This window comes from Kitasatospora sp. NPDC057542 (assembly GCF_042801945.1).
Classification (GTDB): domain Bacteria; phylum Actinomycetota; class Actinomycetes; order Streptomycetales; family Streptomycetaceae; genus Kitasatospora.
On record NZ_JBHVFE010000100.1, the window covers coordinates 1 to 23,063 of the forward strand.

The 23,063-nt window shown below is 72.1% G+C and carries 26 protein-coding genes and 1 pseudogene; 13 read left to right on the forward strand and 14 right to left on the reverse strand.

What is annotated here, in order from left to right:
• Nucleotides 1–282 precede the first annotated feature (282 nt).
• From ACFU7Y_RS15420 to ACFU7Y_RS15440, 5 genes are all read right to left on the reverse strand, one after another.
• Nucleotides 283–1,467: a CopD family protein gene (locus ACFU7Y_RS15420; protein ID WP_224281253.1), complete on the reverse strand. Its 1,185-nt coding sequence runs from the start codon at nucleotides 1,465–1,467 to the stop codon at nucleotides 283–285.
• A 325-nt stretch (nucleotides 1,468–1,792) separates the two neighbouring features.
• Nucleotides 1,793–2,020: a helicase associated domain-containing protein gene (locus tag ACFU7Y_RS15425; RefSeq protein WP_224281252.1), complete on the reverse strand. Its 228-nt coding sequence runs from the start codon at nucleotides 2,018–2,020 to the stop codon at nucleotides 1,793–1,795.
• Nucleotides 2,017–2,157 carry a hypothetical protein gene (locus ACFU7Y_RS15430; RefSeq protein ID WP_224281251.1) on the reverse strand — a complete coding sequence of 47 codons (141 nt, stop codon included), beginning with the start codon at nucleotides 2,155–2,157 and terminating at the stop codon, nucleotides 2,017–2,019. The genes ACFU7Y_RS15425 and ACFU7Y_RS15430 overlap by 4 nt, the downstream gene beginning before the upstream one ends.
• Nucleotides 2,158–2,582: 425 nt before the next feature.
• Nucleotides 2,583–3,026, reverse strand: a complete 444-nt coding sequence (locus ACFU7Y_RS15435; RefSeq protein ID WP_224281250.1) for a hypothetical protein — start codon at nucleotides 3,024–3,026, stop codon at nucleotides 2,583–2,585.
• A gap of 198 nt (nucleotides 3,027–3,224) precedes the next feature.
• Complete coding sequence (locus ACFU7Y_RS15440) at nucleotides 3,225–3,668, reverse strand: Lrp/AsnC family transcriptional regulator (RefSeq protein ID WP_380768230.1); 444 nt, start codon at nucleotides 3,666–3,668, stop codon at nucleotides 3,225–3,227.
• 17 nt (nucleotides 3,669–3,685) lie between these two features.
• Here ACFU7Y_RS15440 and ACFU7Y_RS15445 point away from each other — a divergent pair, with 17 nt between their 5' ends.
• A complete protein-coding gene (locus tag ACFU7Y_RS15445; RefSeq protein WP_224281249.1) occupies nucleotides 3,686–4,102 on the forward strand; it encodes an AzlC family ABC transporter permease in 417 nt (138 codons plus the stop codon).
• A complete protein-coding gene (locus tag ACFU7Y_RS15450) occupies nucleotides 4,095–4,424 on the forward strand; it encodes a branched-chain amino acid transporter permease (protein WP_224281248.1) in 330 nt (109 codons plus the stop codon). The genes ACFU7Y_RS15445 and ACFU7Y_RS15450 overlap by 8 nt, the downstream gene beginning before the upstream one ends.
• A gap of 8 nt (nucleotides 4,425–4,432) precedes the next feature.
• On the opposite strand, the pseudogene ACFU7Y_RS15455 reads toward ACFU7Y_RS15450, so the two are convergent.
• The 3 genes and pseudogenes from ACFU7Y_RS15455 to ACFU7Y_RS15465 all read right to left on the reverse strand — a co-directional run.
• Nucleotides 4,433–4,555, reverse strand: a pseudogene (locus ACFU7Y_RS15455) (IS110 family transposase); the annotation flags it as partial.
• A gap of 199 nt (nucleotides 4,556–4,754) precedes the next feature.
• Entirely contained in the window at nucleotides 4,755–5,633 is an 879-nt protein-coding gene (locus ACFU7Y_RS15460) for an ABC transporter substrate-binding protein (RefSeq protein ID WP_224281247.1), read from the reverse strand.
• 171 nt (nucleotides 5,634–5,804) lie between these two features.
• On the reverse strand, nucleotides 5,805–6,560 hold the full coding sequence (locus ACFU7Y_RS15465) for an SDR family NAD(P)-dependent oxidoreductase (RefSeq protein ID WP_380768232.1): 756 nt from the start codon (nucleotides 6,558–6,560) through the stop codon (nucleotides 5,805–5,807).
• 478 nt (nucleotides 6,561–7,038) lie between these two features.
• On the opposite strand from ACFU7Y_RS15465, the gene ACFU7Y_RS15470 reads away from it, so the two are divergent.
• The 5 genes from ACFU7Y_RS15470 (at nucleotide 7,039) to ACFU7Y_RS15490 (ending at nucleotide 11,394) form a co-directional block, all read left to right on the forward strand.
• Complete coding sequence (locus ACFU7Y_RS15470; protein ID WP_224281245.1) at nucleotides 7,039–7,533, forward strand: nuclear transport factor 2 family protein; 495 nt, start codon at nucleotides 7,039–7,041, stop codon at nucleotides 7,531–7,533.
• Between the two features lie 113 nt (nucleotides 7,534–7,646).
• A complete protein-coding gene (locus ACFU7Y_RS15475; protein ID WP_224281244.1) occupies nucleotides 7,647–8,570 on the forward strand; it encodes an NADP-dependent oxidoreductase in 924 nt (307 codons plus the stop codon).
• A gap of 637 nt (nucleotides 8,571–9,207) precedes the next feature.
• Nucleotides 9,208–9,732, forward strand: coding sequence for a SigE family RNA polymerase sigma factor (locus ACFU7Y_RS15480; protein ID WP_224281243.1), 525 nt, complete (start codon nucleotides 9,208–9,210; stop codon nucleotides 9,730–9,732).
• Nucleotides 9,719–10,540 (forward strand): hypothetical protein, encoded by an 822-nt coding sequence (locus ACFU7Y_RS15485; protein ID WP_380768234.1) that lies wholly within the window; start codon nucleotides 9,719–9,721, stop codon nucleotides 10,538–10,540. Before ACFU7Y_RS15480 ends, ACFU7Y_RS15485 begins: the two co-directional genes overlap by 14 nt.
• Nucleotides 10,541–10,617: 77 nt before the next feature.
• Nucleotides 10,618–11,394: a L,D-transpeptidase family protein gene (locus ACFU7Y_RS15490; protein WP_224277587.1), complete on the forward strand. Its 777-nt coding sequence runs from the start codon at nucleotides 10,618–10,620 to the stop codon at nucleotides 11,392–11,394.
• A gap of 212 nt (nucleotides 11,395–11,606) precedes the next feature.
• On the opposite strand, the gene ACFU7Y_RS15495 is transcribed toward ACFU7Y_RS15490, so the two are convergent.
• The 4 genes from ACFU7Y_RS15495 to ACFU7Y_RS15510 are packed head-to-tail and all read right to left on the reverse strand — an operon-like array spanning nucleotide 11,607 to nucleotide 14,520.
• Nucleotides 11,607–12,650 carry a serine hydrolase gene (locus tag ACFU7Y_RS15495; RefSeq protein WP_224277589.1) on the reverse strand — a complete coding sequence of 348 codons (1,044 nt, stop codon included), beginning with the start codon at nucleotides 12,648–12,650 and terminating at the stop codon, nucleotides 11,607–11,609.
• The gene (locus ACFU7Y_RS15500) at nucleotides 12,647–13,567 is read right to left on the reverse strand and encodes a DUF6895 family protein (protein ID WP_224277591.1); all 921 of its coding nucleotides are present in this window, start codon (nucleotides 13,565–13,567) and stop codon (nucleotides 12,647–12,649) included. The genes ACFU7Y_RS15495 and ACFU7Y_RS15500 overlap by 4 nt, the downstream gene beginning before the upstream one ends.
• Complete coding sequence (locus ACFU7Y_RS15505) at nucleotides 13,567–14,283, reverse strand: hypothetical protein (RefSeq protein ID WP_224277593.1); 717 nt, start codon at nucleotides 14,281–14,283, stop codon at nucleotides 13,567–13,569. The genes ACFU7Y_RS15500 and ACFU7Y_RS15505 overlap by 1 nt, the downstream gene beginning before the upstream one ends.
• A gap of 21 nt (nucleotides 14,284–14,304) precedes the next feature.
• Entirely contained in the window at nucleotides 14,305–14,520 is a 216-nt protein-coding gene (locus ACFU7Y_RS15510; RefSeq protein ID WP_224277601.1) for a hypothetical protein, read from the reverse strand.
• Between the two features lie 229 nt (nucleotides 14,521–14,749).
• Here ACFU7Y_RS15510 and ACFU7Y_RS15515 point away from each other — a divergent pair, with 229 nt between their 5' ends.
• The 5 genes from ACFU7Y_RS15515 (at nucleotide 14,750) to ACFU7Y_RS15535 (ending at nucleotide 18,613) form a co-directional block, all read left to right on the forward strand.
• Nucleotides 14,750–15,127, forward strand: a complete 378-nt coding sequence (locus ACFU7Y_RS15515) for a hypothetical protein (protein ID WP_224277603.1) — start codon at nucleotides 14,750–14,752, stop codon at nucleotides 15,125–15,127.
• 305 nt (nucleotides 15,128–15,432) lie between these two features.
• A complete protein-coding gene (locus tag ACFU7Y_RS15520; RefSeq protein ID WP_224277605.1) occupies nucleotides 15,433–15,642 on the forward strand; it encodes a ferredoxin in 210 nt (69 codons plus the stop codon).
• Nucleotides 15,632–17,002, forward strand: a complete 1,371-nt coding sequence (locus ACFU7Y_RS15525; protein WP_380768238.1) for an NAD(P)/FAD-dependent oxidoreductase — start codon at nucleotides 15,632–15,634, stop codon at nucleotides 17,000–17,002. The genes ACFU7Y_RS15520 and ACFU7Y_RS15525 overlap by 11 nt, the downstream gene beginning before the upstream one ends.
• Nucleotides 17,003–17,038: 36 nt before the next feature.
• Nucleotides 17,039–18,250, forward strand: coding sequence for a cytochrome P450 (locus ACFU7Y_RS15530; protein WP_224277609.1), 1,212 nt, complete (start codon nucleotides 17,039–17,041; stop codon nucleotides 18,248–18,250).
• 66 nt (nucleotides 18,251–18,316) lie between these two features.
• Entirely contained in the window at nucleotides 18,317–18,613 is a 297-nt protein-coding gene (locus ACFU7Y_RS15535; RefSeq protein WP_380768240.1) for a TetR-like C-terminal domain-containing protein, read from the forward strand.
• 92 nt (nucleotides 18,614–18,705) lie between these two features.
• On the opposite strand, the gene ACFU7Y_RS15540 is transcribed toward ACFU7Y_RS15535, so the two are convergent.
• Complete coding sequence (locus ACFU7Y_RS15540) at nucleotides 18,706–20,292, reverse strand: Na+/H+ antiporter (RefSeq protein WP_380768242.1); 1,587 nt, start codon at nucleotides 20,290–20,292, stop codon at nucleotides 18,706–18,708.
• A 533-nt stretch (nucleotides 20,293–20,825) separates the two neighbouring features.
• Entirely contained in the window at nucleotides 20,826–21,896 is a 1,071-nt protein-coding gene (gene thrC, locus ACFU7Y_RS15545; protein ID WP_224277613.1) for a threonine synthase, read from the reverse strand.
• A 64-nt stretch (nucleotides 21,897–21,960) separates the two neighbouring features.
• On the opposite strand from thrC, the gene ACFU7Y_RS15550 reads away from it, so the two are divergent.
• On the forward strand, nucleotides 21,961–22,782 hold the full coding sequence (locus ACFU7Y_RS15550) for a MurR/RpiR family transcriptional regulator (RefSeq protein WP_380768244.1): 822 nt from the start codon (nucleotides 21,961–21,963) through the stop codon (nucleotides 22,780–22,782).
• Nucleotides 22,783–23,063 lie beyond the last annotated feature (281 nt).

Sequence of the window (23,063 nt, forward strand, 5' to 3'; positions counted from 1 at the left end):
GGATGCGAGTTCCTCGCATCCGATGCGACACGGGTACCGCCGCGCACGAGGCGCAGGTGTGGACCGCGCTCGGGTACGGCGGCTGGGCCGCGTACGCAGGCCCGGTGGCCAAGATCAGCAGCGCCCACGACAGCGCACCCTAGCCACCAACCCCGACACAACCCCGAATCCGTCGGTGGTCAAAGTCCGATGAGACGAAGTCCGACCCGTCAAACTCAAGGTCACGCCGGGGCCCTCCTTGCGTGCTGTGCCCGCTCCCGCCGGGGAGCGGGACGGCTCCCGTCAGGCCGCGGCGGGCGCGGCGGCTGCGGCGGCAGGGCGGCGCGACAGGGCGTCGGACACCTTTGCGGTGGCATACAGCGAGACCGCGAGGGCGGCCACCAGCGCGGCGCCGGCGGCGAAGACGCTGCCGTCGGAGACCGCCTTGGCGCTGCCCGCCTCGCTGCGGGCGGACCCGGCGATGAACGGCAGGACCACCAGCACCGCGACGCCGAGGGCGACCTCGCCCCAGACCACCTTCGGGAAGTGGCGCAGCGTGAGGTGGAGCAGCGAGGCGGAGTCGTCGGCACGACGGGCCTGCGCGATCCGCGGCATCAACCAGAACTGGTTGAAGGCGCCGGCCGTGACCAGACCCAGGACCAGGAGGATCTTCACCAGGAGGGCGATGCCGTAGCCGGTGGTCCACAGCTGGGGGACTGCGCCGACGTGCTTCCAGCTGAGCCACAGGCCGGAGACGGTGACCGCGCCGACGCACACCATGGCGACCAGGCTGAAGCGGCGCCAGATGTCGGCCCACAGCAGGCCGGCGCCCTCGCCGAGGCGGCTGCGGGTGCCCGCGAGGACGACCAGCAGGGCCAGGCCGCCGAGCCACACGGTGCCGGAGACGATGTGGATCTGGTCGAACGCCGGGTCGAGCCAGCGGTCGAGGTCGGTGGGCGCGGTGGCCGGTATGCCGGCGATCAGGGTGACCGCGAGGGCGGCGGGCAGCGCCGCGAGGGCGAGGCGGTCGAGGTGGCGGCGCACCGCCGGGACGAACAGCGCGATCAGTGCGACGGCGGTGGCGACGAGCACGATGTTCTGCAGCAGGTAGAGCGTGCCCTGCGCGATCCAGGCACCCTTGGCCGCCGGGGCGTCGAGGAAGTCCGCGATCCGGGCGGGGGCCAGGGCGTCGCCGAAGGGCATGCCCTTGCCGGCCCTGGCGACGCGCGCCGCCAGTTGGAAGTACCCGGTGACCAGCAGGACAACGCCCGCCCAGGCCAGGTAGCCGGCCGACCGTCTGCGCAGCGCGGCGGCGTCCTCGGGGGTGGTGCTCTCGGCCCTGAGGGCCGGGCGCACGGCGGCGATGTAGGTGACTGTGCTGCCGATGGTGCCGCTCAGGCCGACGAAGTAGCCGGCCTTGGTGAGGACCCGCCAGATTTCGGGCGTGGTGTATCCGGCCGTCTTCGCGGCCAGCAGCAGATTCATCATGAAGTTAGCCTAGCCTTACTAAGGCCAGCCTGTCCTTATGTGTGTTTTATGTCTCGTGGACTGCCGTTGAGGAGCAGGCCCGGGGCGGTGAGGTCGTGGCCGGACTGCCGGACTGCCGGACTACCCGGTCAGTGCCGGCTGGAGATCAGGTCCGCCGTCCGGGCCAGTCGGCGCACTGCGCCTGCACCCAGCGGCCGAGCTGCTCGCGCTCGAACACCGTGTCGGAGGGCAGCGTGGTCCAGCCGACGCGGCCGTCGACCTCCAGCCACCACTGCCGGGCGGTGGCGTAGGCGCGCTGCCAGGTGATCGGCCAGGCCGGGCACCATCACGGGTCGATCTCCTCCAACGCCCGACGCCGCTCCGGCGACAGTGCACTCGGCTGGTCGGCCGGCACCTGGGCCGAGGCCCGCAGCTCAGAGAGCCACGTCCCGATCGCGTACCCACCGACCGATGCCCTGGCGGGCGCCGCCAACGACCCGCCGTGGCCCTTGGACCAGACCCGCGCCCAGTCCAGTCCGGCCTCGAACCGGGCGTCGGAGACCGACCGAATCATCCCTGCGGCACGCCGCAGAACGCGGCCACCCGTTCCCGCGCCGCCGCGTTCGGGTAGCCCTCGCCGTCCGGCCGGTAGTCCTTGAAGAGCAGACGGCGCTCATCCCGGGTGACCGGCGGCGGCAGGAGGTCTCTCACATCCAGGCGGCAGCACGCTGCCACCCGGCCGAGGTGCGGCAACGTGGTCTCACCGGGCAGGGAGTCAGACGGACCACCCACGGCCGCCCTTCCGTAGCGGCGCGCACCCGCGAGGAGGTGACCGCCGGGATCCTGCGGGCCGCCCGCTCGTTGCCGGCACCGGCACCGGCACCGGCACCGGCACCGTCGAACTCGACGACTCCCGGGTGCCGGCGCTGTGCTTCACCAGGCTGTCCAGCCGGCTGCTCGCCGGCCGGGCCGCTGGATGGTTGCCACCGCCGGCCTCCAGGCAGGCGGCCAGCAGACGTGGGCGCGCGGTGGATCACCGGCGCGCGGGCATCCTGCCCGGGCGGGACGGATCGGTGTCCCCTCCGCCCGGGAGAGGACACCGGGACACCGCACCGGGGCGGCCGGGGTGGGCGGGCTCAGATCTTGACGGTGAGCCAGGCACCGAGGCCGCTGCAGCCGCGGGCGTCGTAGGTGGTGCTGCGGTAGCCGGCGGGGATGGGGGAGTAGGGGCAGGTCCAGATGCCGTTGCGGACGAGCTCGTGGTACCAGGCGCCGACGCCGCTGCAGCCGCGGGAGTCGTAGTTGGTCAGCACGTAGCCGGAGACGATCGGTGAGCCGGAGCAGGTCCAGAGGCGGTCCTGGGCGGGCTGTTGGTACCACGAGCCGTGGTTGTTGCAGCCGCTCGCGTTGTACATGGTGATGACGTAGCCCGCCGGGACGGGTGCCCCGGAGCAGCTCCAGCTGCCGGAGGCGGCGGTGGCCGGGGTGGCGGCGGTGCCGGTGAGAGCGGCCGCGAGTACGGCGACGGCCGCGGCCGCCCGTCCCGCGCGGGTCATCAGCTGACGGAGGATCCTGGTCACGGCGAGGCGTTCCGATCGTTCGTCTCCCCGCCGGGTGAGCGGCGCGGGAGGGCGTAACAGCGGGGACGCGCCGCACCCTAGCGGGGGTGATCACTGCGGTGACAGAGCGGGAACGGCGGATTGGCACACCTGGCCGAATTTTGACCGGAACCTGCGCGTCCGGGAGGAGGGGCGCGACCGGGAAGCGGGGCGCTCTGCTCAGGGGGCGGTCTTGATCTTCTTCATGGTCAGGTGGGACTCGACGCGCAGGATGCCGGGCAGGCCGGTGAGCTTGGACGTGAGGAAGGCGTTGTAGGCGTCGTGGTCGGCGACGGCGACGCGCAGGAAGTAGTCGGGGCGGCCGAACATTCGGCGGAACTCGACGACCTCCTCGTAGGAGGACAGGGTTTCCTCCAGCCGCTCGATGGTTTTCAGGTCGTTGGCGTAGACCTCGACGTCGACCATCACCTCCAGGCCCCGGCCGACGGCCTCGGGGTTGATGACGGCGTGGTAGCCGGCGATGACGCCGGCCTCCTCCAGGCGTTTGAGGCGGCGCAGGCAGGGCGGCGGAGTCAGGCCGACGCGCTTGGCGAGTTCGACGTTGGTGAGGCGGCCGTCCTGGCTCAGGTGAAACAAGATGTCTCGATCGATGGCATCGAGCATGATTTTGTTGCGACCGGGTGCATGGGCGCCTCGGCAAGGCCTACAGCACCTTCGCGCTCACCGACGAGGCGTACGCCATGACCGCCGGCGGGCGGGCCCGGACGTGGTCCGGCGCGCGCATCCTGGCCCTGCAGGCGCTCCTCCAGGTCTACTGGGTCGGCGGCGCCACCGCGGGCGCGCTGCTCGGCACGCTGATCCCGGAGCGGGTGACCGGCCTGGACTTCGCGATGACCGCGTTGTTCGCCGTCCTCGCCCTCGACGCCGTCACCGAACGCCGCGGCGACCTGCCGACGCCCGTCCTCGCGCTGCTCAGCGCGCTGGCCGCCCGGCTCCTCGCGCCCGCCGAACTGCTGCCCGTGGCCTTCGCGCTGTTCACGGGAGCCCTGCTGGTCCGGTACGCGGCCCGCGTGCGGAAGGGGCCGCGCCGTGCCTGACACCCGCTATCTGCTGCTCGCCGTGGGAATCTCGGCGGCCGTCAACTGGGCCCTGCGGGCCGTGCCGTTCGGCCTCCTCGGCATGCTGCGCACCAGCCGGGTCGTACAGTACCTCGGCGCCCGGATGCCGGCCGGTGTGATGGTGGTCCTGCTGGTGTACTGCCTGCGGGACCTCGCGCCGTCCTGGTCGAGCGCGGTCGCGCCGCTGGCGGCGCTCGTCGTGACGGTGGCCCTGTACCTGTGGCGCCGCAACGCACTGCTCAGCATCGTCGCGGGCACCGCGGTGAACGTCCTGCTGGCCAGCACGTTCTTCGCTTCCTGATGTCGTTGTCAAGCCGCCTCGGTCACTGGGGGTGTGACGTGGTAGCATCGTCGGTCGCGGATCAGCGCCCACAGGACGTTCAACCGTCGTCGGGCCAGGGCCATCACGGCCTGGACGTGCCGCCTGCCCTCCGCGTGGTGAGGTCGGCTCGGGACGATGACCAGGCCGCAGCGGACAGCACGCGCTCCGGCACCTCCGTCGGGACAGGCCGGTCGGTGAATCCGCGCACCACCCGCCGGCGGGTGACCGCCTCGTAGACGTCCATGAACGCGTGTCTCCCTGCTCGACGTGGCCGCCTTCGCCACACCCGATGCCGGCGTCGCGGGGCTCCTAGGGTGCGGCGGTCGCGGTGCGGTAGAACTCGGCTGCGGTGACGGTGGCAGGGACGCCGAGTTCGGTGGCGACCGCGCTGATCGCGGTGGCACCGACGGCGAGGTCGGCCTGGCCGTCGGTGGTGAAGTACGGTGCGATGAACCTCTCGTAGTGGGCGCGGGCCTCGTCCGCGGTGTGTCGGCCGAGGAACGTTCGGACGTGCCGCACCGCGGTGTCGGGTTCGTGGTGGATTACCTGCAGGGCTCGCCGGTGGGCCCGTACGACGGCCTGGACCGCGGGGTCGTCCGGGTGGATACGGGTGGGGTCGACGGCCACGCCGACGGTGGGAATCCGGAAGTGGTCGCCGATCCAGGCCAGCACCTGCCAGCCGTGCTCGGCAGCCACCGCCTCCGGTGCCATGGTGCTGCCGACCAGGGCGGCGTCGATGCCGCCGTCATGCAGCCGGCGCAGGTCCATGCCGTAGTCGCCGGGCGTGCGGACGACGGTGTGGATGTCGTGGTCCGGGTCGAGGCCGGCCCGGCGCAGCACGATCCGGGCGAAGCATCCGGGTGCGGTGTGGGGGGCGTGTACCGCCAGCCGTCGGCCGGCCAGGTCGGCCAGGGAGGTCAGGCCGGGGCGGGCGAGGAACCAGAACAGAGGGCGGTGGGTGTTGACGGTGAGTGCGACCCAGGGGAGGCCGTCGGCCAGTCGGGACAGCAGTGCCCGGCCGAGGCCGATGGTGGCGCCGTGGCGCAGCCGTTCCTCGTCCCAGGAGCAGCCGTCGCGCAGCGCGACGTGGACGCCCTCGTCGGCGTAGTAGCCCTGCTGGTCGGCGATGTAGGCGACCAGTTCCTCGTGCAGGCCCCGTCCGACGTAGGCGAGATCGATCGTGTACATGGACGTCTTCCTTGGTCGTGTCACTGCCGTGCTCCTGCGCGTGCCCGGCTGCTGCGGCCCACGGCCGGCCCACGGCCGGCCCACGGCGCCGAGGTGACGGTGTGCCGGGTGCGGTCCGGCCGTCGACCGGACCGGCACGGTCGGGCCCGGTGTGCGCGGGAGGGCGGGGCGTCAGTACATGGACATGCCGCCGTTGACCGCGGCCGTGGTGCCGGTCATGAAGGCGTTGTCCTCGCTGGCGTAGAAGGCCACGGCCTGGGCGACGTCGCCCGGGCGTGCCAGGCGGCCCAAGGGGGTGGCGGTCACCTGCCGCTGCTTGTGTTCGTCGTCGAACACCTTCGCCATGCGGGTGTCCTCCACCGGGCCGGGCTCGACGACGTTGACCGTGATGCCCTGCGGGCCCAGTTCCTGAGCGAGGTACCGGGCGAACTGCGCCAGCGCGGCCTTGGCCGTGCCCAGTGCGATCATGCCCTCCCGGGGCGAGCGGCTGAGGCCGGTACCGAGATAGATGATGCGACCCCAGCCCTGTTCGGTCATGGCGGGCAGAACGGCTCTGGTGACCGCGAACGCCGCACGCATTTCGTCGTCGAGCTTGCCGCCCAGTTCCTCCCACGTGATGTCCTGGAACGGCTTGATCACATACGGGGTGAGCGCGTTGTGCACGAGCACGTCGATGCCGCCCCATGCCGCCCGGACCTGTTCGACCATGCCATCGACGGCCACTGCCTCGCGCACGTCGGCCTGCACGGCCATGGCCCGGCCGCCCGCGGCCTCGATGCCGGCCACGACATCCCTGGCCGCCGTGTCGCTGCGGAGGTAGTTGACCACCACGCGCATCTCCCGCGCGGCCAGAAGGCGCGCGGTGGCCGCACCGATTCCGCTGCTGGCCCCTGTCACCAACGCCACCCTGCCGGTTGCCCCGGTCACGGGCCCACCTCCTGCTCATCGTCGCGGGTCGTCGGCATGACCGCCTGAAGTCGTTCACCGTCGAGCCGAAGGCGGTCCCACCCGGCAGCCCGGGCGGCGCCGACAGCAGTCCCCGCCGGTGCCCGTCCCGGAACAGCCCGTCGAGTCGCCAGTGAACCACCGCGTCCACACGCTGCTCCTCGTACTGGCGCAGCATCGCATCGCTCCGCCCCGTTGCGGGCCGAGCCGCGCCGATCCGCCCGGGCCCACTGCCTGCCGCGATCGGGAACCGCTACCACCCGCACACCGAACGGCCGCCCCGCGCGGCCTCGCTCTCCGCCCGTACCGTGCGCGACGCCGCTGCGAACCGTGACCACCGACGATCCCGTCGCCGGCCTGGGCACCAAGGATTTCTACGCATCACGAGTTGTCCGATCTTGATCCGCAGTGTCCTAAAGCCGAGTCGCTGCCTTGGCGATCTACGCTGTGACCGTTGCCCATGACGTTCAACGGCCCGTCGCCCTGGGGAAGCCTCGAAGTGTTCCCAGGTCCCCGGATCGATCCGGCTGCCTGCAGAGGGGACAGTGCGATGGATGCTGACATCCGGACCAGGGCCGCAGTCGAGGAACACTGGCGGGCATCGGAAAGCGGGGATACCGAAGCCGAGCACGCCATCTACGCGGCGGACGCGATCCTCGACTACCCCCAGTCAGGTGAACGATTCCGGGGCCGCTCGACGATTTCGGCGCAACGTGGCGGTCACCCTGCCAGTCGGCACTTCGCTGTTCACCGGATCGTTGGCAGCGGGGATCTGTGGGTGAGCGAGTGCGTCATCACGTACGACGGGGTGCCCACCTACTCGGTGAGCATCATGGAATTTGCCCACGGGCATGTGGTGCACGAGACGCAGTACTTCGCGGATGCTTTCGGTTCGCCTGAATGGCGGACAGCACTCGCGGAGCCGATGCCGGGCAGGAACATCGCCGAGGCCTGACCCAGGGCCGGCTTCGGTCGGCAGCAGGCGGGCTGCGGGAGTTCGTGGCAGCCTGTTTCCGGATCGCTCGAAGGGGGGCGGAGCCTGAATCACCACCGGAGAGAGGACCTGGCATGCAGGCCGTCGCCGTTCGAGACCGCGCCGCCGGTGTCGAGGGAATGTCGCTGACGGAGGTGCCCTACCCCCACCTCGCCGAGAACGACGTCATCGTGCGCGTGCATGCCGCTGGGTTCACCCCGGGGGAACTCGCCTGGCCGGGAACGTGGACAGATCGCGCCGGGCGCGACCGGACGCCGAGTGTGCCCGGACACGAGCTGTCGGGCGTCGTTGCCGAACTCGGGTACGGCACCACCGGTCTCTCGGTGGGCCAGCGGGTGTTCGGGCTGGCCGACTGGACCCGGGACGGTTCGCTGGCCGAGTACACCGCGGTGGAGGCTCGCAATCTGGCTCCGCTTCCGGCGGACGTCGACCACACGGCGGCTGCCGCACTGCCGATCTCGGGGCTGACCGCCTGGCAGGCCCTGTTCGACCACGGCCGGCTTACCGCGGGGCAGACCGTCCTGGTCCACGGGGTCGCGGGCGGTGTGGGGTCGATCGCGGTGCAGCTCGCGCGTGAGGCGGGGGCGCGGGTGATCGGCACGGGCCGGGCCGGCGACCGGGACACCGCTGTAGGGCTGGGCGTGGATGCCTTCGTGGATCTGCAGGCCGATCGGCTGGAGGGTGTCGGGGAGGTCGATCTGGTCCTCGACGTGATCGGCGGCGAGGTCCAGGAGCGCTCGGCCCCGCTGGTGCGGGCCGGGGGCACGCTGGTCACCATCGCCTCGCCGCCCGAGGTCCGTCCGCGGGACGGCCGGGCCGTCTTCTTCGTCGTCGAGCCCGACCGTGCCCGGCTCGCGGACCTGGTCCGGCGACTCAGGGACGGACGGCTCAAGCCGATCGTCGGCGAGGTCAGGGCGTTGGCCGAGGCACCCGCCGCGTTCGCCCCCGGCCGCCACGCCCGTGGCAAGACCATCATCCGGATCACGGACGGCGGATAACCGGCGGCAGAGCGCGCGGACGTCTGGCCCCCGTGATGACCGGTGTCTGGTTTTCAGTGGCTCGGCGTGGCTGTTCACTGGGGTGGTCGGGATTCTTCTCCCTGGTCATAGGTGTTGGTCGGGGATGGTGAACGGTGGGGCCGGGTGCGGGGTGAAATGTCCCGCTGTATCGCGGTGAAGAGCCGGCGCCGATCGCTATCGCCGGCCCCGGGGCGTGGCTTGTGGCCGTGGTCCTGGGCGGGAGCTGGGGGGACCAGAGCCTTTTAGAGTGCTGTGACCGCACAGGTTCGCCGGGTTGCTCGCTGTGCTGGTTGGAAACGATGTCGTTTCCAACCAGCGGGGGAGGCAGGATGGCACCACCGGTCAGGGTCCGCAGGCTGACTTCGCAGGAGAGACAGAAGCTCCAGCAGCTCGTGCGGCGGGGCAGTACGAGTTCGACGTTCCAGTGTGCGCGGCACCCCGGACGCCTGCGCGCCCCGCCGCTTCGCGCCGGCCGCAAAAAAATTCGTCCGCCCGGCGGACAACCGGCCGCGTCACCCATCGCGTTCAGCAGCCGTGAGAACGACACGACCGCCGCGGCCGACCCGGCCACCACAGCTGACGGGAGCGGCACGGACACCATGGCAGGGACAGCACGATGAGGGACGAGACACCGGACTTCGAGGAGTTCGTCTCCGCCTGCGGCCCGAAACTGCTGCGCGTGGCCTGGCTGCTGACCGGCGACCGGCACCAGGCGGAGGACCTGCTGCAGACCGCACTCGCCAAGGTCTGGCCCAAGTGGGAGCGGATCTCCCTCGACCGTCCCGAGGCGTACCTGCGCAAGGTCCTGGTCAACTGCCACGTCTCCTGGTGGCGCCGCCGCTGGACCGGGGAACTGCCGCACGGCGAACTGCCGGACCGGCCGACGGCGGGCGCGGACCCGTACGAGGACGTGGTGCTGGGGCAGGTCGTCGCCCAGGCCGTCCGGGCTCTGCCGCCGCGTCAGCGGGCCGTGGTCGTGCTGCGCTTCTTCGAGGACCTCGGCGTGCAGGAGACCGCCGAGGTGCTGCGCTGCTCCACCGGCACGGTCAAGAGCCAGACGCACCGCGCGCTGGCCGCTCTGCGCGGTCGGCTGCCGGACCGGGAACTGCTGCTGGACGGAGGACACCGTGACCGGACGTGACCTGCTGGACCCGGACGCCCACGGGGCCGCTGACGGCGAGGAGGAGCAGGAGCTGCGGTACCTGCTCCACCAGGCCGTACCGGACCTGGCCGCCCCCGAGGACCGCATGGACCGGGTCCGCGCCCGCGCCGTTCGCACCCGGTCCCGGCGGCGGCGGGCCGCCACGATCGGCGCCGGACTGACCGGCGGGCTGGTCGCCGCCGCGCTGGCGGCCGCACCCGCCGTCGCACCGGCCCCGGACCGGGGGGCGGCCGCGGGGCCGGCGGGGATGCCGCCCGCCGTGGCCTCGGTCCCGCCCGCTCCGGGCACGGTCCTGCCCCCGGGGACGACCATCCGCTTCCCGTCGCTGTCGGACGTGGCCGTCGACGTGCCGAACGGCTGGCACACCCGCGACGGCATCACCAGCGACTCCCGTGAGGGCATCGGCTTCCTCGCCACCCAGCCGCTCGACACGAAGTCGTCCTGCCCGAGGGCCGGCATCTGCGTACTCGCCGGACCGCTCACCGCCGACGGTGTCTTCGCCACCCTCCAGCTGATCGACGACCCGGCCCGGATCGGGCAGACCCCCATAGGCCCGGCCGCCCTCACCGAGGGCACGCCCGAGGCGCTCTGCACGATGTACGGCGGCACCCGGGAGCTCGTCGGGCACCGCGTCGTCGTTCGGGACGGCGTTCCCGCACTGATCAAGCTGAACGCCTGCCTGCGCGAACCGTCGGACCCGACGCTACGGCAGCTGCAGCAGGTGCTCGACTCCCTGCGCACCACCACCGGGAGCCGCGCCACCACGCCGAAGACCCTGCGGGGCTGATCCGAACCCCCGCCTCCCGCCTCTGACATTCCTCTCCCGGCTTCTCCCGAAGCCCCTTTCCCGAAGGCTGAACCGCCATGTCCCTACCCCGTCGCGCCCTCGCCGGGCTGGCGCTGCTCCTCGTGGGCTGCGCGCCCGACACCGCCGCAGGGCCCGTGCCACCGGCCGCGGCCGTCCCCGACACACCCGCCGCTCCCGCGCCCGTACCGCCCACGTTGCTGCCGCCCGAGGCGGTCCGGGCCGCCCGACCCGCGCCGCCCGAACTGCCGCGCCAGCTCCCCGGGGTCGGGCCCGACCTGCTGGCAGCCATACCCGCCGGAACGCGGCAGGCGTTGGTCGTCACCGGTGACGGCCCCGACGCCTCGGCCGGCCGTGCCGTCCTCTACCGCAACGACGGCACGGGCTGGCTCGCCGGTCCGTCCTGGCCCACCCGCAACGCCCGGGACGGCTGGACCCCGGACCACCGTGAGGGCGATCTGCGCTCGCCGATCGGCGTGTTCACCCTCGGCGACGCCGGCGGGCGCCTGCCCGACCCTGGCACCCGGCTCCGCTACGACCGCTCCGACGCCTTCAGCATCTCCGGCACCGGTTTCGCGGGCGAGCCGCTCGCCGGGGCCTTCGACTACGTGGTGGCCATCGACTACAACCGTGTACCCGGCTCCTCCCCGCTCGACCGGCGCCGACCGCGCGGCGGGGGGTACGGCGGAGGCATCTGGCTGCACGTCGACCACGGCGGGCCCACCCACGGCTGCATCGGACTGTCCCCCGACCGCATGCGCGAACTGCTCCTCGCCCTCGACCCCGCGCTGCACCCGGTGGTGGTGATGGGCGACGCCCGGGCCTTGGCCCGCTGAGCGGCCGGGCGCCCGGTGCGGGCCGTCGCAGCTGCGCACGGTATGCCCGGACATGTGATCGCGCCACAGTCCGGGCGGAAGCGGCAGGCTCGACGCCGGCCGGGCACGGTCGGCCGTCGGCGTCAGGCTGGAACACCGACAACGCTGGCCCGACAAGCCACCCCGACGTGGCGCGGAACCTCAGCCCCCGAACCAGGGACGAAACCGCCCGGTCAGGTGGCGGTCGTCATCAGTTGCCCGAAGAGCCGCTGCCCGAGGGAGATCACGTGTTGGCGCCTGGACGGTGTGGCGTTGGCGAGGACCGCGACGCCGGCTGCGGTGTCCGGGCAGAACTTCAGGTAGCTGGTGAACCCGCCTGTGCCGCCCGAGTGCCAGAACCGGGTGCGTCCGTTGTGGGTCCGGCAGAACCAGCCGGGGCTGAACTGCTCCGGTCCGGCGTCGATTGTCGGCCCGGGCCGTTGTGTCCGGCCGATGGCGGTACCCAGCGGTCCCTGGCCAGGTGCCAGTTGGGATTGCAGGTAGCGCAGCAGGTCCGTCCCGGTGGAGTGCAGTGCCCCCGCCGGGGCGATCGCCTGGAAGGTCCAGTAGGGCACCGGGCGTCCGCGCCGGTGCCCGCTCGCCGCCGTCGGGTCGTCGGCCAGTGTGGTCGTGCCGGTCCGGGTCAGCCCGAGCGGGTGCAGGACCCGGTCCGCGAGGAGCCGGTCGTACGGCTGCCCGGTGGCGTTCGCGAGCAGCTGTCCGAGCAACGCGAGGCCGAAGGTGGAGTACCGGGCCGCCGCGGGCCCGCGGGTCGGGCGCAGGCGGGCGGTGGCCGCGTACAGGTCGTCCAGCGTGTAGCGCGAGTACGGGTCGGCGAGCAGACGCCGTCCGGCCCGCCGGAGGAAGCCGGGGGGCAGGCGGGGCAGCCCGCCGCGGTGGGTGGCCAGGTCGAGCAGCGTCACCGAACTGCGTCGCGGTCGGGCGTGGGCGGGGAGGTAGGCGGTGATCTGCTCCTGGTAGCCGACCTCGGCGCGGGTGGCCAGGTCGGCCAGGAGCAGGGCCGTGAAGGTCTTGGTGAGTGACCCGGTCTCGAATCGTGTGTCCGGGCCCACCGGCGCCGCCCCACCACGCCGCAGCACCCCCTGGCAGTGCACCGCCGACTCGGGGCCGCGGACGGCGGCCACCACCAAGCCCGGTACCGACGGCTCCCGGGTGAGCTCGGCGGTACCGGCGACGAGCAGTTCGGCGAGTTCTGCCCGGCCGGCGTCGACCGTCATGCCGACGCGCCTGCGGTGGTCAGTGCCCGGGAGATGGTGAGCGTGCCGGCGACCACGGCCACGATGGTCGGGTGGTGGTGGTTGCGAAAGGCGCGTTCGGGCTCGTCCGGCGGCCTGGTGACGCCGTTGGGCATCATGCCGTCCCTCCACTGCGCCTGGGCCAGCAGCTCCCAGACCGCGGGGAAGAACAGCGGTTGCCGCAGGCAGGCGCCCACCGCGAGCAGTTCGCCGAGCAGGTCCCAGTTGCGGGTCGCGGCGAAGACTTCGACCCAGGCGGGTAGCCAGCGGTGCAGGTACTCGTGCAGGTGCTCGGGCAGCCCGTCCGGGTCGGCGGCCCAGTCGGTGAGGTGGAAGACGGTGTGTGTGACGCCGTAGGCGTTGTTCGCGTCGAGCATCCACGGCTCGGGCCGGCCGCCGAGCCAGGTGCGCTCGACGAGTGCCGCGCGGTCGCTGTGGTCGGGCAGGCCGATCCGGCGCACTGCGGCCACCACCGCCAGGTGACGGTTCGGTACGTGCTCGGGGACCCGGGCGGACCGCGTGCCGACCAGGTGGGCCAGCACGTCCTCCAGCGGTTGGTGGCGGTAGCCGACCGCGGCGAAGCTGGAGTAGATCTCCATCGGATGGGTCGCGGCGGGCGTGTGTCGCTGCATCTCGTCCAGCAGGTCGCCGGCGCGGAACTGCTGCCAGGCGAAGTCGAGCAGGGTGTCCGCGGTGCGCGCGGTGTCGGGCCCGCCGACCGTCTCGCGTTTGACCAGCGAGGCGGCGAGGGCCAGTTCGCTCAGCGCCTTGAGGCTCGGTCCGTCGATCTCGTGCACGGGCACGTCGGGCGGCAGCGCGAAGCAGCCGCGGACGGAGTCCAGCCAGGCCAGCGCCCGGGCGCCGATCTGGTGGGGGATGGTGAGCGCGGCGAGGTCCATCAGCGCACGGCCTCCGGATGGTCGAGGTAGCGGCGGGCCACTGCGGTCTCCAGCCGCACCCGCGGCTGGTCGACGGCGAGGGCGTCGAGGTGGTCGAGCGCGGGCGGCAACAGCGGCTCCGGGTGGGTGCGGGCGTCCAGGGCGAGCCAGCGGGCCAGCCGGGCCGCGCGCAGCCGGTCGCGCACGAGCAGGGCGTGGGTGAGCCCGCGTCCGAGGTCGAGCCGGCGGACCTTGGCCTGCTCGCGTTGCGGGCTCGCCAGGGCGGGCAGGGCCAGCGCGGAGAGTCGGCCGAGCGAGGCGGTCCAGGTCGGCCACGGCGCGCACTCGTCCTCCGCCGGTTCCCTCGGTTCGCTCAGCCCGACCCAGCCGAGCGCGTCGACGCCGAGGTCGGCCAGGGTGCGGCTGAGTGCCCAGTCGCGCAGCGCCCACAGCCGCGCGGTGGCGGGGTCGGCCGGCAGCGGGGCGGGGAAGGCCCGGACGGCCTCGCTGAGCAGCGTGACGTCTGCGGGCGCGAGCGGGCGGCGGTCCAGGACGAACGGCGCGAGCACGTCCGTGCCGAGCGCCCGCAGGGCCCCCAGTCCGGCCGCCTCGGTGTGCCGGGCGGCGAGTTGTTCCAGACGGAACGCATCGCCCGCGCCGCTCAGGGCACGGGCGATGTCGTCCGCCAACAGGTGCGTCGCCGTTTCGACCGACGCGCAACCGGAGGTACGGGTCACCGGCGGAATCCAGCCGCTCGCTCAGAACGCCATGGCGCAGGACAGGCTCTGCAGGACGCCTTCGAACGCGTCCTCGACCGGCTCCTGCTTGGTCGGGTTGGCCGACAGCAGCGCCGCGAGCAGCAGCAGGCCGAGCATCTCCGGTGCCTGCTCAGGCGACGTGCTTGCGGGGGCGTCGGCGGCAACCAGCTCCAGGACGGCGGCGCGCTGGGCGGGAGTGGGTTCACAGAAGGACATGATCATCACCTCACGTAGTCGAACGTATGCGCAACGTATCACTGCTCATCCTGGGCCCGCCTGCGGAGCACCACCGGGCGATCGGGTGATTCGCGAGCACTGCCGTACGTGCCCGTCCGGGAGTTCCGGGAGTTCGTCAGCCGCGCGTTGCGGGCGGGGCGGCTGGCAGACCCCCGACGGCCTCGACGCCCCCGGCCTCGCCCGCCTCCTCGGCACCTACGCGAAGCGCGTGCTCACCCCGCGTGGCTCCACCGCCGTCCCCGGCCTGGAACTCGTCACCGCGCTGCGCCCGCCGACCCGCGCGCTGCGCACCGAGACCGGCCGGACGTCCGGCCCGGTGGAGGGCTCCCGGCCCAAGGACGCCTTCGACCCGGCACCGCCGGAGGTCCCGGACGTGCACCCGCTCGCCCAGGACCGGGAACCGGAGAAGGAGCCGGTGACCGAGGCATCGGACTGGCACCGCGACCTGACCGACGCCGAGAAGGCCCCCGGCTGGGCGGCGGGCCTGGACATCAGCACGGCCTTCCTCGCCGCGGCCGACAGGCTCTCGCTGCCGCTGGGTCCGCCGGCCCGGGAGAACACCCGGTTGGGCGGCCGGCCCCGGTGACGGCGTGCGCTGGCGTGAAGGGCCCGTCCGCAGGCAGGATCGAAGGCGGGGCAGCTTTCCGTACCGGGCGAAGGCCCGCCCATGTCCACGCCCACCAGGCCCGGGGTCCACCCGGCCGGATGCCCGGCAACCGCCCCCCGCCTGAACGAGCGCCCCCGCGCGGACAGAACCTCTCACCCTGCAAACGGGCAACCGCTCGCGCGCTGGACGCTGAGATGCCCTGTCACCGGCGCGGTAGCCATGCGAAGGTCCGGCCTTTCCCTCACTCTGGAACGCAGAGGGGAGGCGACGGAGGGAGTAGTGGGATGCAGATCGTTGTGGACCTCACACGCTGCCAGGGCTATGCGCAGTGCGTGTTCCTCGCGCCGGAGGTGTTCCAGCTGCACGGGGAGGAGGGGCTGCTGTACGCCCCGGCCCCTCCCGACGACCAGCTGGAGCGCGTGCGCCAGGCCGTGGCGGCGTGCCCGGTCCAGGCCATCCTCCTCGGCAAGGAGGTGAGCCCCGGTGGCCGCTGACCTTCGAGAAGGCCGGATCGTCATCGTCGGCGCGTCGCTGGCCGGGTTGCGGGCCGCCGAGACGTTGCGCGAGGAGGGCTTCACCGGCTCCCTGACCGTGGTCGGGGACGAGCCCCATCCGCCCTACGACCGGCCGCCGCTGTCCAAGCAGGTCCTGCTCGGCCCGGTCGCGGCGGAGTCCACCGCTCTGCCGATGCGCCGGAACCCGGAGGCCGACTGGCGGCTCGGGGTGCGCGCCACCGGCCTGGACCCTCTCGGGAAACGGGTGGTGCTGGCCGACGGCGAATCGCTGCCGTTCGACCGGCTGCTGATCGCCACCGGCACCCGGGCCAGGCCCTGGCCCAAGGCGGAGGAGGCCGCCCTGGACGGAGTGTTCGCCCTGCGCACCCGCGAGGATGCCGCCGGGCTGGCCGAGCGGCTGGCCGCGGGGCCACGGCGGGTGCTGGTGATCGGCGGTGGCTTCACCGGCTCGGAGATCGCCTCGGCCTGCCGGGAACGCGGTCTCGACGTCACAGTCACCGAACGCGGCCCAGCCCCCCTGGTGGGCGCGCTCGGCGGCACCCTGTCGAAGCTCGCGGCCGCCATGCAGCGCAACCACGGGGTGGACCTGCGCTGCGGGGTGACCGTCACCGCCCTGCGTGGCGACGGGAACGGCCGGTTCACCGGTGCGGACCTGTCCGACGGCAGCCACGTGGAGGCGGACCTGTGCGTCGCGGCCTTGGGTGCGGTCCGCAACGTCGAATGGCTGGCGGACTCCGGACTGGCAGCAGGCCCGCGCGGCATCGCCTGCGACGCCGGGTGCCGGGCCTTCGACATGTACGGCATCGTCACTGACGACGTCTTCGTGGCCGGTGACGTCTCCCGCTTCCCCCACCCGCTGTTCGGCTACCAGATGCTCTCCCTGGAGCACTGGGGCAACGCGGTCGCGCAGGCCGAAGTCGCCGCCCACAACATGGTCAATCCCGGCCCCCTGCGCCGCCCGCACCTTGCCCTCCCGACGTTCTGGTCGACCCAGTTCGGGCTCAACATCAAGTCCGTGGGCGTGCCCACCTTCTCCGACCACGTGGTCATCGCCCAAGGCACGCTGGAGGAGCGTCGCCTGGCAATGGTCTACGGCTACCAAGGACGGGTCACCGCCGCCGTCACCGTCAATATGGCCAAGTCACTCGACTACTACACGCACCTGATCGAGACCGCCGCCCCGTTCCCGCCCGCGCCCGGCGCGTCCGACCGCCCGCTCGCGGCCGAGATCCCGCTCCCCTCCGACGTGCCGGATCCGAAGGGGCTCTCCCACGGCCCGACCGTCGCGCTCACCGGCCACCTGCCCGACCGCCGACTGACCGTGGTCCAGCCCACCTGACCCACATCCCGCCCAACGCACGAGGAGCCGTACCCCATGGCCGCCGCCGACACCCTCCTGGAACGGATCACCGACTACGCCAACCGCCCCAACCCCTACCCGCTCTACGCGGAACTGCGCGAAGCCGGTCCCGTCGTGCGGCAGGCAGACGGCAGCTACCTGATCGGCACCTACCACGAGATCACCGCGCTCCTCCACGACCCACGAATCAGTGCCGACCCCCGCAGCCTCACTGCCCCATCCGCGCAGCCATCCCACGAGACACCGAAGCCGCCGTTCCTACGGCTCGACGACCCCGAGCACCACAGGCTGCGCAGCCTGGCCATGCGACCGTTCGGCCCGCCGCACAGCCCCGGCCGCGTCGACGCCATGCGCGGCCAGATCACCGAAGTCACCGGGGAACTGCTCCAGAACCTCCAGGACCGCACCCAGATCGACATCGTCGACGACTTCGCCTACCCGCTGCCCGTCACCGTCATCTGCCGACTGCTCGGCGTCCCCCAGGAAGACGAACCACAGTTCCGGCAATGGTCCGACGCGATCGTGGCCTCCGCCGACGTCAGACCCGACGAGGAGTCCTCCGCCGAGCGGGACCGGGCCGGCGAGCAAGCGCGGATCGAGATGGGCCAGTACCTGGTAAACCTCGCCGAACAGCGCCGCGGCCAGCCCACCAGCGACATGCTCTCCGCGTACATCAACGAACCCGACCCGACCATGCGGCTCACCCACGAGGAACTCGCGCAAACGGCCGTACTGCTCCTCATCGCCGGACACGAAACCACCGTCAACCTCATCACCAACGGAGTCCTCACCCTGCTGCGCCACCCCGACCAACTGGACCGGCTGCGCCGCGAACCCGACCTGCTACCGGCCGCGGTGGAGGAGCTGCTGCGCTACGAGTCCCCGGTCCACATGCGGCAACGCATCCCCCTCGCCGACGTGGACATCGCCGGCACCACCCTTCCCAAGGGCACCTCCGTCGTGCTCGTGCTGGCCTCAGGCAACCGCGACCCCAAGCGGTTCCACGATCCCGACCGGTTCGATCCCACCCGCCCGGACAACCAGCACCTCGGCTTCGGCAGCGGCATCCACCTGTGCTACGGCGCACCGCTCGCCCGCATCGAAGCCCAGGCCGCGCTCGGCGCACTGATCCCCCGACTCACCGGCGCAACCCTCCTCCAGGACCCACCCCCCTACCGGCACGCCGCCATGCTCCGCGGCCCCCGCCACCTCCCCATCCGGCTCTGAACTTGACTCTGTCGGGGATCTCGATGTCCGGCCGCCTGTGATCACGGCGGTGCGTCAGTCCTGCGGGTGCACAAGGCCCGTGGGCCAGGTCAGCAGGGGCCGGTACGACTCCTACCCGACATCCCCGCCGCCCGCCGCCCCGCTCATCGTGGCCCGCTTCACCAAGGGCGTGCCGTCACCCGCGGCGAACTCCCGCCAGACACGGACCCGATGCTCCTGATGGACCTGCTGGCCGGAGCCGCCTGGCTCCGGATCGTCTTCCGTCAACTCCCGCTCGACGAGCACGACGCGACGCGTGCCGTCGACACCGTCCTGACCGGAGCCGCCCCGGCGGTCCGGACGGGAGGTCCGTCCGCGTCCTGAAGGGTTCGCCGAAGCCGTAGTGCCGGGCGTGGTGGTAACTGCGGCCGAGTTCGCGCAGTACGGATGCGGGTATCGCTTGCCGCGCAGACCCGTCAGTCACGGGCACGGAGGCTGGCTTCCTCGAGGTCGAGTTCGCGCTGGATCCGGCGCCGGGTGGCGTTGCTGATCGTGTTTGCCTCGTAGAGGCGCTGGAGCTCGGCCGCCTCGATGCCGATGAGTGTCCGGCGGATCTCGCGGTAGGCGTCGGCGGGACGGGCGTCCGGGTCGCTGTAGTGGGCATCCTCCGCTTGGTGGATGCGCGCTTCCAGATCGCGACGGGCCTGTTTCAAGGCGGCCTCAGCGGCCGTGCCCAGTTCGGCGAGCTCATCCAGATCGCCAAGCTGTCTGAGCTCTTCGAGAGCGGTGTGGGCAATGTGCCGGCGGGTCCGGGCCTCCTCGCGGGCGGTGTGCTCCGGTTCCAGAGCGATGCCCGAGCGGCGGACGACAGGAGCGAGGGTGAAGCCCTGGAAAACGACGGTGAGCGCGATGGTACCGGTGGTGAGCGTGAGGATGAGCGCCCGGTGCGGCAGCGGCGCCCCTGTGTGGGTGACCAGGGGGATGGAGAGCGCGGCAGCCAGCGGCATGACGCCTCGGGTGCCCGCCCAGGACAGGACGGCCGGAACGCGCCAGGAGAGGCGACTGTCGCCCTCCTTGTGCCGGTACTGGATCAGGGCGGACAGCGGGAAGATCCACAGCAGGCGGATCGCCAGCACGGTGAAGGCGATCACCGGCACCCACAGCGGCCAGCCGTGCTCGTCGTGCGCGAGGTGACGGACGGTGGAGGGGAGCTCGAGACCGATGAGGGCGAAGACGACGCTCTCCAGCAGGAAAGTCACGGTGTCGTAGACGGCGTGGATCTGGAGACGGATGGGGGCGTTGCTGAGCTTGTGGCCGGTGCTGCCGAGGACGACCCCGGACACGATGACGGCGGTCACGCCGGAGGCGTGCGAGTCCTCCGCGATGACGTACGAGGCGTACGGCGTGACCAATGCGATGACGGTCTCCAGCACGGGTTCCTCGGTCCGTCTGCGGATGAGGGTCACCACTGCGGCGACCGCCGCGCCGATGAGGGCTCCTCCGCCCGCGAGGATCAGGAACTGCTCGACGGTCCCGGACACGGTGATGGCGCTGCCGGAAACCGCGGTCGCCACGGCGACCTTGTACAGAACCAGCGACGTGGCGTCGTTGAACAGGCTTTCCGCCTGCACCATGGCCTGCACACGCGCTGGGAGGGACAGGCGCCGGCCGAGTGCGGTGACGGCCACGGGGTCGGTGCTGGCCAGGACAGCGCCGAGGATGAACGCGGTCGCGGTGGTGAGCGGGGTGATCGCTCGGGCGACGTACGCGACGGCGATGGCCGAGGCCAGGACCAGACCGAAGACCAGGCCGGTCACAGGCCGCCACACGCTGCGCAGGTCGCGGACAGAGATTTCCCCGGCCGAGGCGTAGAGCAGTGGCGGCAGCACCAGCACGCTGATCACGTGAGGCGGCAGGCGGACCTCGGGAACCCAGGGAATGAGCCCGACGACCAGACCGGCGATGACGAGGAGCGAGGGAGCGGGCAAGCGCCAGCGCCGGGCACCGGTCGCCACGGCCGTGGCCAGGACCACGAGCAGCAGGATGACGGTCAGGCCAGTCATACAGTGTCCCCGGTGGGTTACGGCTTGTTACCCCCTCTGACCACGTGCTCTATCAACGTAACCGGATTACGGACGCCGGCCCACCGCGCAACGACGGCCTCGGCGACAAGGACTGGCCCCCTGGCCGGCGTACGGTGAAAAACGGCTGCTTGAATCGCCCCGCGAGGAGGAACGCCGTGGGGCGTCAGGCGTCAGCGCCGGGTGAGGGCGGCTTCCGCGATAGGCCCTGGCCGTCCGGACTACCGAGGACGAGGGCCTGGAAGACCGCGTCGACGTGGGCTCTGGCTCAACTCCTGTGGTGTCGGTCCGGGGCCGGGTACATCGGAACCTCGGGAGATGGAAATCAGCAGGTCAGCGATCTGCTCCGAGGTCGCTCCGCACGCACACGGCCGAGCTCCGCAGAGCTTGAGCCAGAACCGGGCTTCGGACAGCACCTATGGGGCGATCACATCGAACAGGCGCGGGGTGGATCGTCCTTGCTGCGGTCAGGCGCGGGAAGGGCTCGTCGGGGAGGGCGCGCCCGTCGCCGGGGCTCAGCCGGGAGTGGTGAGTGCCAGGGCGCGGGCGACGTGGGCGGTGGATGAGGTGGTTTCGAGTGGGGTGTAGCCGTCGCGCAGTGAGGCGTCCTGGTCCTTCAGGCCGTTTCCGGTGAGGGTGATGACGACTGTCTGGCCCGGGGCGAGATGGCCGCGGCTGTGCTGGTCGAGGAGCCCGGCGACGCCGGCCGCGGAGGCCGGTTCGACGAAGACGCCGTCGTGGCGGGCCAGGAGTCGGTAGGCGGCGAAGATCTGCTCGTCGGTGACGGCGGCGATCAGGCCGTCAGACTGGTCTCGGGCGTCGACGGCTCCCTCCCAGGTGGCCGGGTCGCCGACGCGGATCGCGGTGGCGGCGGTCTGCGGGTCGGCGACGGGAGCGCCGTGCACCAGCGGTGCTGCTCCGGCGGCCTGGAAGCCCCACATGCGCGGGAGCCGGTCGGCGTGTCCTTCGGCGTGGTAGGTGCGGTATCCGCGCCAGGTGGCGGTGATGTTGCCGCCGTTGCCGACCGGCAGACAGTGGATGTCGGGGGCGGTGCCGAGCGCGTCGACGGTCTCGTAGGCGACGGTCTGCTGGCCGGACAGGCGCAGCTCGTTGCCGACGCTGTTGACGAGGGCCACCGGGTGGTGGGCGGCGAGGTCGCGGGCGATGCGCAGGCAATCGTCGAAGGTGCCGGCCACTTCGACGATGCGTGCGCCGTAGCGGACCGCCTGGCCGAGCTTGCCGAGGGCGACGCGTCCCGCGGGGACCAGGACGGCCGAGGCGATCGCGGCCCGCGCCGCGTAGGCCGCGGCCGAGGCACTGGTGTTGCCGGTGGAGGCGCAGACGACGAGTCCGGCGCCGGCCTCCGCGGCCTTGCTGATGGCCACCGTCATCCCGCGGTCCTTGAAGGAGCCGGTGGGGTTGGCACCCTCGACCTTGAGCCGGACGTCGCAGCCGGTGAGATCCGACAGGTGCCGGGAGCGCAGCAGCGGGGTGTTGCCCTCGTTGAGGGAGACGGACGGGGTGCGGTCGGTGACCGGCAGCCAACGCCGGTAGCGGCTGTCGATGAGCCCTTGCCAGGTTTCCATGACCAGGAACGTAACACTTGTTTCATTTGACCCGTCAATGATCTCTTGATGTAACATTCGGGTCATGGAATCCGTGGTGTCCCGACTCGAAGCCGCCTACCCCAGGCTGCCGCGGGGCGAGCGCGCGGTCGCCCGGGTGATCCTGGAGGACTATCCGTTCGCCGCGCTGGAATCCCTGCGCACGCTCGCCGACCGCGCCCAGGTGAGCCCGCCGACCGCCTCCCGCTTGGTCGACCGGCTCGGCTTCGACTCGTTCACCGACTTCCAGGCCGGCGTCCGAGCCGACGCCCAGGACCGGTCGAGGCTGCGCGCGTTTGCCGCCCGGACCCCTGACACCGGCAGCGCCGCACGCGAACTACAGGACGGCCTGTCCAGCGCGCTGGCGGCCGTGAACACCCCTCTGCTGGACTCGGCGGCCGACGCCCTCGCAGCAGCCCGCTCGGTCTGGGCGCTGGGCGGCCCGCTCAGCGAACTGGCCGCCGACTACCTGGTCCGCCAGCTGGGCGCACTGCGCCCAGAGGTGCGACTGGTCCCCGGGCCCGCACACGAACAAGCCCGATCCCTTCTCGACATCACACCCCACGACCTCGTCGTCGCCTACGACTTCAGGCGCTACTCGGCCCCCACCTCCGCCTACGTCCGCACGGCCCGCGAACGCGGCGCGCGCCTGCTGCTCGTCACCGACGCCTGGAAATCACCCCTGGCCGACCACGCCCAGATCCTCATCCCCCTGCCCCACGAAGCCGCAGGACCGATCGCACCCCTCACCCACCAGGTTGCCGTGACCGAACTCCTCCTTGTCGCGACCGCGTCCCGCCTCGACACCGCAGCACGGCTCACCGAACTCGACACCCTCACAGCCTCACTGCGACGCGACGAGATGTAGGCCATAAGCCACGACACTTCGCTCCCCCCGGCCCGAGAGAAAGCAGCCCGCCTCCCCGCCGCGATCACTCCGGCACAGGACCAGGCCAACCGGGAGCATGCAGCCAATCGAACAGCTCCCCCAAGGCACTGCTGGCCGAAGCCCTGAACACATACTGTCCAAACCCGGGTTCTGGCTCACTTCCCGGATGCTGTTGGTGATCTTCACTGGGGAGGGTGAGGCTGACGGCTTTGCCGGTCGCTGGCCCTGTGCGCCTGCTGTCCTGATCTGGAGATCCGAGC

Excerpts from the sequence above, each read along its gene's own strand:
- ACFU7Y_RS15420 (WP_224281253.1), bottom strand. The coding sequence starts at position 1,467 with ATGATGAATCTGCTGCTGGCCGCGAAGACGGCCGGATACACCACGCCC.
- ACFU7Y_RS15425 (WP_224281252.1), bottom strand. The coding sequence starts at position 2,020 with ATGATTCGGTCGGTCTCCGACGCCCGGTTCGAGGCCGGACTGGACTGG.
- ACFU7Y_RS15440 (WP_380768230.1), bottom strand. The coding sequence starts at position 3,668 with ATGCTCGATGCCATCGATCGAGACATCTTGTTTCACCTGAGCCAGGAC.
- ACFU7Y_RS15460 (WP_224281247.1), bottom strand. The coding sequence starts at position 5,633 with ATGTACACGATCGATCTCGCCTACGTCGGACGGGGCCTGCACGAGGAA.
- ACFU7Y_RS15470 (WP_224281245.1), top strand. The coding sequence starts at position 7,039 with ATGACGTTCAACGGCCCGTCGCCCTGGGGAAGCCTCGAAGTGTTCCCA.
- ACFU7Y_RS15475 (WP_224281244.1), top strand. The coding sequence starts at position 7,647 with ATGCAGGCCGTCGCCGTTCGAGACCGCGCCGCCGGTGTCGAGGGAATG.
- ACFU7Y_RS15480 (WP_224281243.1), top strand. The coding sequence starts at position 9,208 with ATGAGGGACGAGACACCGGACTTCGAGGAGTTCGTCTCCGCCTGCGGC.
- ACFU7Y_RS15490 (WP_224277587.1), top strand. The coding sequence starts at position 10,618 with ATGTCCCTACCCCGTCGCGCCCTCGCCGGGCTGGCGCTGCTCCTCGTG.
- ACFU7Y_RS15495 (WP_224277589.1), bottom strand. The coding sequence starts at position 12,650 with ATGACGGTCGACGCCGGCCGGGCAGAACTCGCCGAACTGCTCGTCGCC.
- ACFU7Y_RS15500 (WP_224277591.1), bottom strand. The coding sequence starts at position 13,567 with ATGGACCTCGCCGCGCTCACCATCCCCCACCAGATCGGCGCCCGGGCG.
- ACFU7Y_RS15510 (WP_224277601.1), bottom strand. The coding sequence starts at position 14,520 with ATGTCCTTCTGTGAACCCACTCCCGCCCAGCGCGCCGCCGTCCTGGAG.
- ACFU7Y_RS15520 (WP_224277605.1), top strand. The coding sequence starts at position 15,433 with ATGCAGATCGTTGTGGACCTCACACGCTGCCAGGGCTATGCGCAGTGC.
- ACFU7Y_RS15530 (WP_224277609.1), top strand. The coding sequence starts at position 17,039 with ATGGCCGCCGCCGACACCCTCCTGGAACGGATCACCGACTACGCCAAC.
- ACFU7Y_RS15540 (WP_380768242.1), bottom strand. The coding sequence starts at position 20,292 with ATGACTGGCCTGACCGTCATCCTGCTGCTCGTGGTCCTGGCCACGGCC.
- thrC (WP_224277613.1), bottom strand. The coding sequence starts at position 21,896 with ATGGAAACCTGGCAAGGGCTCATCGACAGCCGCTACCGGCGTTGGCTG.
- ACFU7Y_RS15550 (WP_380768244.1), top strand. The coding sequence starts at position 21,961 with ATGGAATCCGTGGTGTCCCGACTCGAAGCCGCCTACCCCAGGCTGCCG.